General features: G+C 40.3%; 14 protein-coding genes and 1 pseudogene. 5 read left to right on the forward strand and 10 right to left on the reverse strand.

Annotated features, from left to right (window positions below; translation table 11 throughout):
- Positions 1 to 5: 5 nt before the first annotated feature.
- The 4 genes from L2764_RS12755 to hemA all read right to left on the reverse strand — a co-directional run bounded on the left by L2764_RS12755 (position 6) and on the right by hemA (position 4,140).
- Positions 6 to 665, reverse strand: coding sequence for a class I SAM-dependent methyltransferase (locus L2764_RS12755; protein ID WP_248940638.1), 660 nt, complete (start codon positions 663 to 665; stop codon positions 6 to 8).
- A gap of 154 nt (positions 666 to 819) precedes the next feature.
- Positions 820 to 1,662 (reverse strand): peptide chain release factor N(5)-glutamine methyltransferase, encoded by an 843-nt coding sequence (gene prmC / locus L2764_RS12760; protein WP_312018353.1) that lies wholly within the window; start codon positions 1,660 to 1,662, stop codon positions 820 to 822.
- Between the two features lie 128 nt (positions 1,663 to 1,790).
- Positions 1,791 to 2,876, reverse strand: a complete 1,086-nt coding sequence (gene prfA / locus L2764_RS12765) for a peptide chain release factor 1 (RefSeq protein ID WP_248940639.1) — start codon at positions 2,874 to 2,876, stop codon at positions 1,791 to 1,793.
- A 13-nt stretch (positions 2,877 to 2,889) separates the two neighbouring features.
- Complete coding sequence (hemA, locus tag L2764_RS12770; protein ID WP_248940640.1) at positions 2,890 to 4,140, reverse strand: glutamyl-tRNA reductase; 1,251 nt, start codon at positions 4,138 to 4,140, stop codon at positions 2,890 to 2,892.
- 299 nt (positions 4,141 to 4,439) lie between these two features.
- Here hemA and lolB point away from each other — a divergent pair, with 299 nt between their 5' ends.
- The 3 genes from lolB to L2764_RS12785 all read left to right on the forward strand — a co-directional run bounded on the left by lolB (position 4,440) and on the right by L2764_RS12785 (position 6,941).
- A complete protein-coding gene (gene lolB, locus L2764_RS12775; protein WP_283106996.1) occupies positions 4,440 to 5,066 on the forward strand; it encodes a lipoprotein insertase outer membrane protein LolB in 627 nt (208 codons plus the stop codon).
- A gap of 1 nt (position 5,067) precedes the next feature.
- On the forward strand, positions 5,068 to 5,922 hold the full coding sequence (ispE, locus tag L2764_RS12780; protein WP_248940641.1) for a 4-(cytidine 5'-diphospho)-2-C-methyl-D-erythritol kinase: 855 nt from the start codon (positions 5,068 to 5,070) through the stop codon (positions 5,920 to 5,922).
- A 71-nt stretch (positions 5,923 to 5,993) separates the two neighbouring features.
- Positions 5,994 to 6,941 carry a ribose-phosphate pyrophosphokinase gene (locus L2764_RS12785; RefSeq protein WP_248940642.1) on the forward strand — a complete coding sequence of 316 codons (948 nt, stop codon included), beginning with the start codon at positions 5,994 to 5,996 and terminating at the stop codon, positions 6,939 to 6,941.
- A 94-nt stretch (positions 6,942 to 7,035) separates the two neighbouring features.
- Here L2764_RS12785 and L2764_RS12790 read toward each other — a convergent pair whose 3' ends face one another.
- Together L2764_RS12790 and L2764_RS28245 are read right to left on the reverse strand one after the other, a co-directional pair.
- On the reverse strand, positions 7,036 to 7,242 hold the full coding sequence (locus L2764_RS12790; RefSeq protein WP_248940643.1) for a hypothetical protein: 207 nt from the start codon (positions 7,240 to 7,242) through the stop codon (positions 7,036 to 7,038).
- A 487-nt stretch (positions 7,243 to 7,729) separates the two neighbouring features.
- Positions 7,730 to 7,988, reverse strand: a pseudogene (locus L2764_RS28245) (DUF4277 domain-containing protein); the annotation flags it as partial.
- 169 nt (positions 7,989 to 8,157) lie between these two features.
- Between L2764_RS28245 and L2764_RS12800 the strand changes: the two are divergent.
- Positions 8,158 to 9,405 carry an MFS transporter gene (locus L2764_RS12800; protein WP_248940645.1) on the forward strand — a complete coding sequence of 416 codons (1,248 nt, stop codon included), beginning with the start codon at positions 8,158 to 8,160 and terminating at the stop codon, positions 9,403 to 9,405.
- A 339-nt stretch (positions 9,406 to 9,744) separates the two neighbouring features.
- Positions 9,745 to 10,140 carry a helix-turn-helix domain-containing protein gene (locus L2764_RS12805; protein ID WP_248940646.1) on the forward strand — a complete coding sequence of 132 codons (396 nt, stop codon included), beginning with the start codon at positions 9,745 to 9,747 and terminating at the stop codon, positions 10,138 to 10,140.
- Here L2764_RS12805 and L2764_RS12810 read toward each other — a convergent pair.
- From L2764_RS12810 to L2764_RS12825, 4 genes are all read right to left on the reverse strand, one after another.
- Positions 10,131 to 11,186: a hypothetical protein gene (locus tag L2764_RS12810; RefSeq protein WP_248940647.1), complete on the reverse strand. Its 1,056-nt coding sequence runs from the start codon at positions 11,184 to 11,186 to the stop codon at positions 10,131 to 10,133. The genes L2764_RS12805 and L2764_RS12810 overlap by 10 nt on opposite strands.
- A gap of 376 nt (positions 11,187 to 11,562) precedes the next feature.
- Positions 11,563 to 11,805: a hypothetical protein gene (locus L2764_RS12815; protein WP_248940648.1), complete on the reverse strand. Its 243-nt coding sequence runs from the start codon at positions 11,803 to 11,805 to the stop codon at positions 11,563 to 11,565.
- A 141-nt stretch (positions 11,806 to 11,946) separates the two neighbouring features.
- Positions 11,947 to 12,984: an NAD(P)H-dependent flavin oxidoreductase gene (locus L2764_RS12820; RefSeq protein ID WP_248940649.1), complete on the reverse strand. Its 1,038-nt coding sequence runs from the start codon at positions 12,982 to 12,984 to the stop codon at positions 11,947 to 11,949.
- Between the two features lie 115 nt (positions 12,985 to 13,099).
- A complete protein-coding gene (locus tag L2764_RS12825) occupies positions 13,100 to 13,525 on the reverse strand; it encodes a hypothetical protein (protein WP_248940650.1) in 426 nt (141 codons plus the stop codon).
- Between the last annotated feature and the right edge of the window lie 298 nt (positions 13,526 to 13,823).

Here is a 13,823-nt window from a genome sequence, read left to right on the forward strand (position 1 = left end):
GAAAATTATTTTTTAACCGCTGAAAATATCGCCACACAACCGCGCATTTCGACTTTAACTTGAGTGAAAGTCTCATTTAAAACCGTTTCTAAACTGGTCAAATCATCAGACAAGTTATCAAAAATACCTTTGCTATTATAAAAATTCATCAGTTTAGTCGCAAAAAAACCTGGATACGTTCCTTGACCTAATATTGTGCTGCCAAATAACACTCCGCCTTCCTTTAAATATTCATTCAAATGCCAAAATACCACCGATTTAGTGACAATATTACCGGGCAAACAATGTAATAAGTAGTTCATGCTAATCGAGTCGAATTTATCACAATCTAATGACAAGGGAGCTAATACATTTCCCTTATAAATTTCAGGATGAAAGGCACGGATCTTAGCGGCTGCAGTTGATAAACTGACAGGGTTTACATCCAACAACCCCACTCGCCTTGCTGTATGCGTTAAACACTTCTCTAAATAATAGCCCGTCCCCACACCAACATCGAGATGATTTAAACTGACTTTTTTATGAAACTCCGCCCTTAGAAACGCAGTGGGGCAGCGCCATAAGCAAGCATTAGAAAAACCCAATACCCACAAATTATAAATCAATAACATTTTACGAGTATAAACGGCCTGTCCTGCATAAGCAGGGTCATCTTGTGGCTCCATTATATTTCCTTATCTCAATTGAATAGCTCAATGAGCCATAGATTAATGATCAGCTAAGGATAAATATAGAACATTTACTTTTAATACAGAGGAGGAAATCAAAACAAGATCTAAGCCAACAAAAAAGAGTTGGCTCTAATATTGATGGAAATGATTATCTAGGCCAACGTCCAAGCGTACACCTGTCATTACTGCCAAAGTCGCGCACCGTTGACACATTTTCATAGCCTAAGGCAATCAACTTTTCACGAACAGCAATCGCCTGTTGGTAACCGTGTTCGAGTAGTAAATAGCCACCTGGTGCTAAATAATCGCGCGCAGCGGCTGCAATATGATACAAATCAGCAAAGCCTGCCTCTGGCGCCGTTAAGGCACTTTGGGGCTCAAATCTGACATCACCTTCATCAAGATGATGATCTTGTTCATCAATATAAGGAGGATTAGACACAATTAAATTAAAATCATAGCAATTGATGGCATAAAACCAATCACTTTGCAAAATTTCAACTTGTTCTAACTTGAGTAGCTGACGATTTAATGCTGCTAATTCAACCGCATCTGCTACCTTATCAACACCAGTGATCCGCCAATGAGGACGTTCATGGGCTAAAGCCAGTGCGATCGCCCCAGTGCCCGTTCCCAAATCAAGCACGCGCGCCATTTCCGATAACGGTAAATTTAAGGTCGTCTCCACTAAAATTTCAGTATCAGGTCTAGGAATTAAAGTGGTAGGATTCACTCTAAAAGGCAGTGACCAAAACTCACGTTCACCGACGATATGTGCGATAGGATTACCGTCCAAACGTTTGACTAACATACGCTTAAACTCTGAACCTTGCTCTGATGTGATACTATTATCAGGCCAAGTATAAAGATAAGCTCTCCGCTTATTAATCACATGTAATAGCATAATTTCGGCATCTAATTGAGGCGTATCAGAAATATCCATCAATTGTGATGAAGCCCATTCAAGCGCTTTAACAATAATAAGTTGCACTGCACATCCTTTTCGTTATGAACACATGATTGATCTGTATTAAGTTAAACATTCAGCGGCTTGGATATATAAAGTAAAAGCCCATCAATGGGCTTTTACTTTATATAATAAAACAAGGAAGCAGCAAATTAATCGTCAGATAAAGCCGCTAATAAATCAGCTTGGTTCTCTAACATTAACGGCTCTAAAATAACCCCGAGATCCCCTTCTAGAACTTCATTAAGACGATACAAAGTTAAGTTGATACGATGCTCACTCACCCGTCCTTGTGGAAAGTTATACGTCCGAATACGCTCTGAGCGATCACCACTACCCACCAAATTACGACGGGTACTTTCTTCTGCACTACGACGTTTCTCATCTTCAACCGCTTGAATTCGAGCCGCTAATACACTCATGGCTTGCGCTCGGTTTTTATGTTGAGAACGCTGATCTTGGCATTCAACCACAATGCCCGATGGGATATGGGTTAAACGAATAGCGGAGTCTGTTTTATTAACGTGCTGCCCACCCGCACCCGATGCTCTAAAGGTATCGACTTTTAAATCTGATGAATTAATCTCAATCGCTTCCGCTTCAGGGACTTCAGGGAGCACAGCCACAGTACACGCTGAAGTATGCACACGCCCCTGGGATTCAGTTTCAGGCACTCGCTGAACACGATGTCCACCTGATTCAAACTTCATTTTACCGTACACACCCTCACCGCTAAGCTTAGCAATGACTTCTTTAAAGCCACCGTGCTCACCTTCGTTAGTACTCATGATTTCTAGCTGCCAGCGTTGATTTTCTGCATAACGACTATACATCCTGAATAAATCGCCCGCAAAAATAGCGGCCTCATCCCCCCCGGCACCCGCACGAATTTCAACAAAACAGTTGTTATTATCATTCGGATCTTTAGGCAGCAGCAAAATTTGCAATGTATCTTCTAAAGATTCAATCACCTGTTTTGTATGCTTGATTTCTTCCTGAGCCATTTCTTTCAGTTCGGCATCATCTTCCGTCAGCATTTCTTTGGCGGATGCTAAATCATTATCTGCCAGCTGAAAAGCGGTAAACGCTTTAACAACCTCTTCTAATTGAGCATACTCTTTAGATAAGGCTCTAAAACGTTCTTGATCAGCAATAACGCTCGCATCGCTCAGTAAAGCCAATACCTCTTCATTTCGCTCAAGCAAGCCTTCAAGCTTGCGAATAACACTCTCTTTCATTAAAACGCTAACCTTAGTCTTTATCTAATCCCAGCACGTTTCTTAATTGCTCAAGAGAATGTAAATCCCCCTCTCGACTCGCCGCAGTTAACGCTTGTGTCGGTGCATGGATCAAACGATTCGTCAATTTATTAGCCAGCTCGAGGATAAGTGCTTCACTATCTCCGCCCTGCGCTAACTTATTAATGGTTCGTTCAACCAATTCATCTCTCACCGCCATACTTTTAGTGCGATACTCACGAATACTGTCAACCGAACTCAACGAACGGATCCACGCCATATACTGGTGAGATTGATCTTCAGCAATTAATTCAGCTTGCTCGGCAGCCTCTCGACGAGAGGCCATATTTTGTTCAATGATGCTTTGCAGATCATCTACAGTGTAGAGGAAAGCATCGTCTAATTCGGCAACCTCAGCTTCAATATCGCGAGGAACTGCTATATCAACCAATAGCATAGGTTGATGACGACGCTGCTTTAGCGCTTTTTCTACCATGCCTTTTCCAAGGATGGGTAATGGGCTCGCTGTAGAGGATATCACGATATCCGCTTTCGCGAGAAAATCAGGGATTTGTTCTAATGTTATGGCTTTTGCATCAAACTGTTCACACATAGCTTGAGCACGATGAATGGTTCTATTTGCCACTATCATGGTTTTCACACCATTATCTTGCAAATGTTTTGCCACGAGCTCTATCGTCTCTCCAGCCCCCACTAATAAAACTTGCGTTTGACTTAAGGCTGAAAAAATGTGCTTAGCCATACTCACCGCAGCAAACGCGACCGATACCGCTGACGTGCCGATATCCGTCTCGGTCCGTATTTTTTTAGCCACAGAAAAAGTGTTCTGAAACAATTTATCCATGGAAAACGCCACCGTACCCGCTTCTCTTGCTTGGGAAAATGACAGTTTAACTTGCCCTAAGATCTGCGGTTCACCTAACACCAAAGAATCAAGGCCAGCCGATACCCGCATAAGATGCTTAACGGCTGCCTGATCGGTCAACTCATACAAACACGGCGCAATTTCCTCATGAGATAGATCATGATACTTTTCAAGCCAATCAACAAGTTGACGAGGGTTACTGGTCTTAGAATAGAGTTCTGTACGATTACAGGTTGAAATAATAACCGCTTCGCCTGAGCATGAGTGCGCAGCCAGACTCTTCATGGCATCATGAATTTTATCTGGCGCAAACGCCACTTTTTCGCGAATATCCACGGTGGCTGTTTTATGGTTGATTCCGATTGCTACAAGGCTCATCTGACTCGTTTAGATTATTACCATCTTATTTATTGGCCGCTATTCTACTGAATTGGGTTACTTAAAAACAGAATATGCTTAACAAAACCGAATAATAATGCTTATTTAAGCGGTATTTTTCGAAAAAACATCATAACCGCTGCTTTTTTGTTCACCTAATCGACTATTTTACAAGTCCAATGAAAAGATCACCATAAGCATTGGCTATTTCTGTTTGCCCTCGTATTATAAGCTGTCTGATCCTAATATATCGAATAATTAATTTGACTGACTTAAGCAAAAAACTCTTTTTATGGCTAATGCTAAGCGTAGTCCTTCTTTCTGGATGTAGCAGCTTACCTACCAATCTGAGCCCTATTTCGGTCAATCAGGTCTCTGAAGCCAGCATATGGGAAATGACAGGAAAACTCGCCATTACAGCGCCAAATGATAAATTAAGCAGTAACTTATATTGGTTACATACGACTAGCAGTGATGAATTAACACTGACTACCATGCTCGGCATTCGAATTTTATCATTAACTCAAAAAAACGGCAAAGCCCGCTTAACGATCGATGGTAAAACCTATGAAGATAATAATGCCCAAGCCTTGCTCTTGAATGTCACAGGATGGGCTATCCCCATCGATGCATTACCACTTTGGATTACAGGGCAACCAAGCCCAAGTGATATTGTTAATATCCAAGACAATCAACACCGCCCGATCAATATCACGACAACCCAAGCCGTGCCACCGTGGTCCATTAATTACCTTAGCTGGCAGCAACAAAACGGCACAGAATTACCTAGACTATTAACACTGAATAGTGATGACATAAAAATAAAAATTCAAATTAATCAATGGCAAGCATTAGCTCCATCGAATACATATACTGACAACCCCAGCAGCTTACACCAAATGACACATGCAGAGAAAATCCCTTAACATGAATGCCACCATTTCGCTCTCTTGGCCAGCTCCAGCTAAACTCAATCTCTTTTTACATATCAATGGTCGACGTGATGACGGCTATCATGAACTACAGACATTATTTCAATTTATTGAATATTGTGATTACCTTGATTTTAAAGTAACAAGCAGTCCTCACTTTAAGCTTCATTCGAATATCAATAAAGTTGTTGCACAAAGCGATAACTTAATTCTTAAAGCCGCAAAATCATTACAAGCTCACACCCAGTGCCATAAAGGTGCTGAAATATATCTTGATAAACGCTTACCCATGGGTGGAGGGATTGGAGGTGGTTCATCTGATGCCGCCACCACCTTAGTCGCACTAAATGCCTTGTGGGATACTCAGCTTAATCGAGAAGAACTGAGTGAAATAGGCCTAGTTATAGGTGCTGATATACCAATATTTATTAACGGCTTATCTTCATTTGCCGAAGGTGTGGGCGAAAAATTAATTCCCGTTACTCCCATCGAAAAATGGTACTTAATTATCACGCCTAATGTCCATGTCTCAACCTTCGATATCTTTCAGGATCCAAACCTGCCCCGTAATACCCCTAAACTTTCGCTCGAGTCCTTAATGAGCAATATTTGGCAAAATGACTGCCAAAAACTGGTCGCAGATCGCTACCCTCAAGTTGCCAACGCCTTAGCGTGGCTGCTAGAATATGCGCCGTCTAGAATGACCGGAACCGGGGCATGTGTTTTCGGTGAATTCGAGCAACATCAGCAAGCCTTATCCGCACTTGCTAAGTTACCTGCGGATATGAGTGGATTTGTTGCACAAGGGAAAAATATATCACCTTTAGAGCTGAGGTTGAATCAACTCTAAGATACGCTTCTGAAATAATATACGGATTATTTCAGCCACTACAAATAACGCTTAAGCCTGAGGTTCACACAGTGCCTGACATTAAACTTTTTGCTGGTAACGCTACACCTAATCTCGCTAAAAAAATAGCCGAACGTTTATTTTGTAAACTGGGAGACGCAGAAGTTGGCGTATTCAGTGATGGGGAAATAAGTGTCCAGATCAACGAAAATGTACGGGGAGCAGATGTTTTTATCATTCAATCTACTTGTGCACCAACTAATAATAACTTAATGGAACTTATCGTCATGGTTGATGCACTTCGTCGTGCATCTGCAGGTCGTATCACTGCCGTCATCCCCTATTTTGGTTATGCCCGTCAAGATCGCCGTGTACGCAGTGCTCGTGTACCGATCACCGCCAAAGTCGTTGCAGATTTCTTATCCAGTGTCGGCGTCGATAGAGTGCTAACCTGTGATTTACATGCTGAGCAAATCCAAGGTTTTTTTGATGTCCCTGTTGATAATGTCTTTGGTAGCCCAGTGTTACTTGAAGACATGTTGTCTAAGGCATTAGACAACCCTGTCGTTGTGTCGCCTGATATCGGTGGCGTCGTTCGAGCGCGTGCAGTGGCAAAATTGCTTGATGATTCTGATTTAGCCATTATCGATAAGCGTCGCCCGCGAGCTAATGTCGCTCAGGTCATGCACATTATTGGTGATGTTCAAGGCCGTGACTGTATTATTGTCGATGATATGATTGATACAGGTGGCACACTTTGTAAAGCCGCTGAAGCATTGAAAGAGCATGGCGCTAACCGCGTATTTGCTTATGCCACTCATCCTGTCTTTTCAGGCAATGCCGCTCAAAATATCAAAGAATCGGTAATAGATGAAGTCATCGTGACCGATACCATTCCCCTCAGTAAAGAAATTCAAGCTGTTGACAAGGTTAAACAATTAACTATGTCAACCGTCATGGCTGAAGCTATTCGTCGAGTCAGCAACGAAGAATCTATTTCCGCGATGTTCGAGCACTAATATCAAACCCTATGAAATAAATTGGGTAAAATGCCTCATAATTAAAATGCACACATTATAGTGTGCGTTTTAATTTTGCATGACTTTACGATCACTAACGGCCATCTTCAAAAGAAGCCACTGCAGACGCTGTACTATAAGTCCCATCTTCATAAAGGACCGTTGCAGACACGCTATAAGCGTTCATACTACGAATAGTAAAAGAACAATAACTTCCTTGATCGGTACATTTATTCGCAGCCGCGCCTCCCCAAAGAACAGACGATATTTCTTTGTCCTCTACAATTCGAAATATTTGCAATATCTGATAGTTGAAGACTGATTAAAAACACTTTCATATGAGAACATGTGGCTAACAACCCCAATTCTTGCGGTGTTAAATATGTTCCAGACATTGCAAGTCAATTTTTAACTTTGAAAGATCCATCGTATCTAGATCTTTAGGTGTTTTTGCAAATACAGTATAATCCGGCTCACCTAAACTAGGATCAACATTCACATTTTGTAGCGTTTGGAATAATTGTAACTTTTGTTCTTTAAGAACCTTGGGTGATAATGTGATTGGGCATATCATTAACGTATGTAGTCGTTCTCACTGTTTTAGGATTTAACCCTATACTTGCAACAGAACAGTCACCATCATCAATGGTTTTTATTGCATATAATTTGTTTTCTGTTTGGGAAATAGGAATATCAACCTACTTACCTTGATTATCTACTATTGTTTTAGTCTGTGTATAACTTGACTCTATGGTTATAGGTGGGCGAATACCATTTGTACTTAGACCCAAAGTTCTACCCAGTTTATGACGATTAAAATGACGGGGGTCAACCCCTTTACGGAATAGATGTTCTATTGGTAACGAATTGAGGACTAAGGGATAAAGGACGATTAGAAAAACCAAGCCCATTCATAATCATGTCTTTAACGGCCTCACCAAGGCGAATTTCTTGCTTGTCATCTTGAGGTAAGTGTTGATCTAACAATGACACTAACTTTAAGTCATCAATAACATCGGCAACAATACAGTGATGATCTAAACTCATAATGCCCTCTCAATAAAGGTGACAATTTGATGTATGAAAAAATAAAAATTTTAGCAATTGCTCAGATCAACGTCAGATATAAGCAACAATCACCATGAAAAAATATTTAGACTCAACTAAAATCATATATAAGTTCTTTTTCATTGGCTGAACACTTTTTGGTAATGTGATGAAAACAAGCCGGTATCAATCTTATGCGGCACTAGGAAATATCATAGAATGGTATGACTTTACCCTCTATGTTGCCTTTATTCCTATTTTTAGCCAACTTTATTTTAGTCAGGTCGATCCTGCAACAGGGATCATCATTGGATATGCCGTCTTTGCTATCAGCTATCTTGCTCGTCCCATAGGGTCTTATTTTTTCGGAAAAATGGGTGATAAATTAGGGCGAAAAGCGACGCTCTTATTGACCATAGGGCTCATGACACTCACTATGCTCAGCATCGGTTACCTACCCACAGCAACCCATTGGGGCAATTCTGCCGCAATTTTGCTTATTCTGCTCAGACTAATTCAAGGGATCGCTGCCGGAGGAGAAGTCACAGGCACCTTTGTCTACATGTTAGAGTCATGCACCAAAGAAAAAAGAGGCTTCTTTGGTGCCCTTACATGGAGCTTTGTCAGCATTGGGATCTTACTCGGTTCACTGACCATTATGTTAGTTCAATCTATGCTATCCCCGATGCATTTTATGCTAGAAGGCTGGCGACTGTGCTATTTTATTGGCGTCGCGCTGGGGTTCTTATTTTTCTTTATCAGATTATCAATGCCTGAATCCATCGATTATTCTCAATTAAAGAAAAGACAAAATGAACAAGTGAAACAAAAAGCATCGATGCAACAGATTATTATGTTAATAGGACTCATGGCCACACCCGCTTCATTATTCTATTTTACTTTTTTCTACTTACCTCAATATACCCAACAATATTCTAATACTAACTGGCCCTATATCCATATTCTGGTTGCTATTGTACAATTATTGGGAATTGGCATGATGTTATTTTTTGGTCAATTATCGGATAAATATAAAAGTTACCCCATTTTACTCACAAGCAGTATTTTATCACTCATTCTTCCCTTTGGTCTGTTATTTGTGATGAATGATAACGCACACTATTTCATGATTTTTTGCGTATTTGTACTGTTCACATTACTCACTATGTCGTATCAAGGGCCGCTGCCAAGTCTAATGATTAAATGTACCCACATAGAAACCCGTTATTTCACCACCGCCATGGGTTTTAATATCGGCTTTGCCATTTTCGGTGGTCTAGCACCTTTAATCTCACAATTATTAATAATACAAACTGGCTCCCTCTTAAGCCCTGCTGTTTATTTGCTCATTTGTTCACTCATCACGCTAGCCACACTATTTTATTATCGAAATACCATAAAAAATAATGAAAAATAATGAAAAATTATGAAAATATTTTGTTTTCATTTTCTGCCATTAAATAGTTGATTACGACTCACAAGAAAATAAGCATATTTTGCAACAGGTTCCTGACTTAAAAGTATAGGGCCAGATCATGAAGATAAACTATTTTCTCATTTAAATGAAAAGGGACTGCCTATTCCTGAGTGTAATGAGAAAGGGCTGCTGCCAAGATATTAAAAAACAAATAACCAGCGATAAGTCGATCTTATTACTGGTAGTGTAGATCCAATATAGTTATGTCACATTCTGGTATGCTAGGCGCAAATAATCCCGTGTATTAGATTTGTGTCATGTTAATTACGATGAGTGAAAATGAACTGCATTGGTGTCATTAAAGAAGTTTGTAATAAACAATTAACCCAAATGGCCGCTGCTGCTATTTTAGGACTCACTCGCAGGCACACACAAAGGCTCGTTAATCAATTTCGCCAAGATGGTGAAGTTGGTCTGGTGTCTAAACGCCGTGGACTGCCTAGTAATCGACGCTTTTCACCTGAGTTTAGAGATAAAGTGCTAACGCTGGTTAAGCAAAAATACACGGATTTTAAACCCACCTTTGCTTGTGAAAAATTAACTGAGCTTCATGGGATTCGTCTTTCAAATGAAACCTTAAGGCAATGGCTTATCACAGAAGGCTTATGGCGAGTCCGTAAGCGAAAAAAGACTAAAGTTTATCAGCCCCAGTATTGCCGTGAATGCTATAACTGAAGCTCAGATGGAATGTTCATAATATTCTCTAGATTTAATTGAGATAATATTTTCCCCATCGTAACTAAAAAATCTTTCATATTCTGGCTGGGGTCATCCTCTTTAGAAGAAATGGGGCCAAGGTTCAGCATGATGATAGCCTGTGATCCATCGATACCTATATCAGGATGATTAAAGGCATTAATGTTCATTTGTACAAACTGCTGGCAGAGTAATGGTTGATCGATTAGCTTCTGTTGCTGCTGTTTAGACAAACTTTCGACTTGTAATCTGTCTTGATTTTGTGCAGTAAGACCATGAATGGTAAATGTACCATTCGTCTCTTTTGCGTATACCGTATCCAAGACCTCTTTCGCTTTCATAGGGCTTCTATCTTCTAGTATTTGAGCGGGATCGCGTTCTTCCTTAAACCAGCTTTCATCTTTGAAGTTAAAGCGTTGCATATCGGCAGTGATATTGATTAGACCATCAAAGCTGATAGTGATTGAGCTGTTCTCATTTTTTTCAACGGATAAAGGGAGAAAAACCCCCTCGTCAAGTAGCTGATTACGGGCTATAATTACTTGTGCTAAAGCCTGAGTGATGCTGGTGAATTTCGTTGTTTCTTTAGACTCACTATCGAGCAAATCTAAGCTTTCTAAACAAGAGAGTACTTTCATGCGTTGGATAAATGAGAGATCCTCTAATTGATCGAGGTTACTCCAAATCATCATGTATTGCGTAGCTTGATTAGGTGAGGAGCAGCTGACTTGATTATTAACGGATGTTCCTGTTATGGCGATACATATCAGTCCATCTTCCTTAATATATGCGGTTAAATTATCTTGATAATTTAGTGTGGTAAGTTGCTTTAATTGAGCAAAGCTCGCTAATCTTTGTTCAGCCGGTGCCTCTTCGTTTAGTGAACAATATAAGGCTTTTTTTGCCGCCACTTTATTTGTCCAACAAAACCAATCCATCATAGAATCCCATATGCTATTGAGTTCATTTTCACTTTGCGCATTGGCAATTAAATCCATTTCATCCAAGCTAATTGAACGATTCATTATACTTCCAGCAATCGATATACCAGACATTTAGATTAACCTCATTGATTGATGCTTCAATTTTACGTAATAAGCAAATTAATTACTTCCTAAAATCTTAAAATATGTCAAAATTCAGCAAGTAAAATATTTTTTATGGTGTTTATTCGTTTTGGCTGGATTTTTACTTGTCGTAAAAACAGGCATCGCCGATTAAGGGTTAGTTTCGGCGTGTTGGATTCAAAAACGATCACAGCAAACATTACATGATCGAACAAGGCTCTCAGAGAGGATTTAAGGCCACTTCACACTTTCGAATAGACTTCGCTAATTCAAAATCTCTCAGCGGCATTTTAAAATGCGGAGATTAATAATATAGAAATATTCCAAAAGTCTCTTAAAATGCTTTTGCCCCTTCCGCCCTCCTCAACCAATACTGATAAGATTTTTTCGAGTTAAACCCAACTAGGGCCCATTCTTGTTTGCAGATGTAGCGAACGCGCAAATCGCGGTGGCAATCTTGGCTTAATTGTTCAACTTGAGTGTCATGAAATTGAATATGGTCCGGCGTGGGTAACTCACTTTTCGCGCTGCTGCAGCAAAACTGCCATATGACACCACTTGAACGAAAAACCAACATGGCTTTTCCTTGTTTAAGGCTTGCAACAAAAGCATTTTTAACCAAATCGTTACATAATGGCTAAATGATATAAGAAAACGACGTAATAGAGATGCTTATCTTCATCAAATAATCACCATAATAAGATGACTTGAAAGCGTGCTAAATGAGTCTAGCCAGCTGTTGCGTTAATGCTAAAGCAGAGATTTCCTTACAACCCGTCGCATTTTGTCCGCACCATAAAGGAGAAAAGTCTGCTATTCCTACCGCTTCTGCTTTTTTTCGCAGCGCCGTTATACTGGTTGCCGCTAAAGGAAACGGCGGTACGACTGTATTCATCGCGCCCATTTCAGTGATAATCCGATTAACGATGCCACGAGCCGGTCGTCCCGAGAACAGTGTTGTTAATGCTGTATGTTTAGCATGATGACTTTTAATCGCCGCTCGGTGTAATGCGGTTGTTTTCGCCTCATCACATAACAAATACGCTGTCCCTACTTGAGCAGCCATTGCGCCAAAAGATAAGGCTAATGTTACCGTTTGCGCATCAACGATCCCCCCCGCAGCAATCACCGGTAATTCGACTTGCTGAATAATCTGCGGTAACAAGGCAAAAGTGCCGAGTTGAGTACTCACATCTTGGGTTAAAAACATCCCTCTATGCCCACCCGCTTCAACGCCTTGAGCTATGATAGCATCTGCTCCATTGGCTTCTAGCCACTTAGCTTCATCAACGGTTGTTGCGGTCGATAGTACTTTCGCTCCCCAAGATTTAACACGCGCCAATAAATCTTGATTAGGCAGACCAAAGTGAAAACTGATAAACTCGGGTTGATAAACCTCTATCACATCAGCGATATCATGACTAAAGGGCGAGCGTTTAGCCCCTTCAGTCATATCACACTCTTCAATGCCATATTCTAAAAAATAAGGCTTTAAAGCGGCCCGCCATTTTAATTCACTGGCATGATTATACTCAGGTGATAGATGACAAAAAAAATTGAGATTAATAGGAGCGGATACTTTTTCTTTTATTCTATCGAGTTCTGTTTTTAAGACTTCAGGACTGAGCACGGCACAAGGCAGTGAGCCAAGCCCACCAGCCTTAGAGACTGCAATGGCAAGTGCACTATCTTGTACACCCGCCATAGGCGCTTGAATAATGGGTAAGTCTATCCCCAAAAAATCTTGAAATTTCATTAATACATACCTTCAGAGATCCAAGCTATAAAAACAGTTTAACTCATTTATTATAGACATCACTCAGCAAAAGTTCTATCAGAATAATACGCATAAAATTGAACAACAATTAATATTATCCAATCATGGCAAGCTCTGTAGACATAATATGTAAAGTATTCTCAAAAATTTCAGATGTATTAGATTCTATTTTATTTGTATTACTGATTACAGCAGTACCGACTACAGCAACCATAGTAGCCACCGTATTGATATCCGTTGTAATGTCTTCCACTTTGATTACCGTTGCCTTCACTTCGGTACTAACTCCTTCAATTTTAATATCAACCGCTTTAACTTGTGTTGCAATGACATCCGTTTTTAACGTATTTGTCTCAACATTACTCGCAATAGCGGCAAGACGACTCGCATTTATCATCGTCGTATTAGCGACCAAAGCTGTTTCTTCTGCCACAACCTTAGCCTTAGCGGCAACAGCTGAGGTCTTGTTAGCACCCACAAAAATATGCTCAACGGCCCATTTATTGAAAAAGAGTCCCACAATAAATCTTGCCAATTCATCGTAGCAAAAGTTGTATGATGAAAAAAAACGTTGGAGTCTACGATAATTTGATTCAGGTTTTGCATTGGCAATTTGTTTTAGGTTGACCGTCCTTACAGCAAACAGTGACATCAAGAAATTAGATAATAAGGTGATCCTAGGCTTGTTCCCAGAGCAGGGCGGGATAGCACTTTGTTAACAAAGATTGAATCTGCTGAATTACTGTGATCTAATCGCACCTCACTTTCTGAGAGGTAACCCAATGACCCTGATCGAACACCTTACCGTTGTTGAAGAA

Origin of the sequence: Shewanella surugensis (assembly GCF_023284005.1) — a bacterium.
Taxonomy (GTDB): domain Bacteria; phylum Pseudomonadota; class Gammaproteobacteria; order Enterobacterales; family Shewanellaceae; genus Shewanella; species Shewanella surugensis.

Excerpts from the sequence above, each read along its gene's own strand:
- L2764_RS12755 (WP_248940638.1), bottom strand. The coding sequence starts at position 665 with ATGGAGCCACAAGATGACCCTGCTTATGCAGGACAGGCCGTTTATACT.
- prfA (WP_248940639.1), bottom strand. The coding sequence starts at position 2,876 with ATGAAAGAGAGTGTTATTCGCAAGCTTGAAGGCTTGCTTGAGCGAAAT.
- hemA (WP_248940640.1), bottom strand. The coding sequence starts at position 4,140 with ATGAGCCTTGTAGCAATCGGAATCAACCATAAAACAGCCACCGTGGAT.
- lolB (WP_283106996.1), top strand. The coding sequence starts at position 4,440 with ATGCTAAGCGTAGTCCTTCTTTCTGGATGTAGCAGCTTACCTACCAAT.
- ispE (WP_248940641.1), top strand. The coding sequence starts at position 5,068 with ATGAATGCCACCATTTCGCTCTCTTGGCCAGCTCCAGCTAAACTCAAT.
- L2764_RS12800 (WP_248940645.1), top strand. The coding sequence starts at position 8,158 with ATGAAAACAAGCCGGTATCAATCTTATGCGGCACTAGGAAATATCATA.
- L2764_RS12805 (WP_248940646.1), top strand. The coding sequence starts at position 9,745 with ATGAACTGCATTGGTGTCATTAAAGAAGTTTGTAATAAACAATTAACC.
- L2764_RS12810 (WP_248940647.1), bottom strand. The coding sequence starts at position 11,186 with ATGAATCGTTCAATTAGCTTGGATGAAATGGATTTAATTGCCAATGCG.
- L2764_RS12815 (WP_248940648.1), bottom strand. The coding sequence starts at position 11,805 with ATGTTGGTTTTTCGTTCAAGTGGTGTCATATGGCAGTTTTGCTGCAGC.
- L2764_RS12820 (WP_248940649.1), bottom strand. The coding sequence starts at position 12,984 with ATGAAATTTCAAGATTTTTTGGGGATAGACTTACCCATTATTCAAGCG.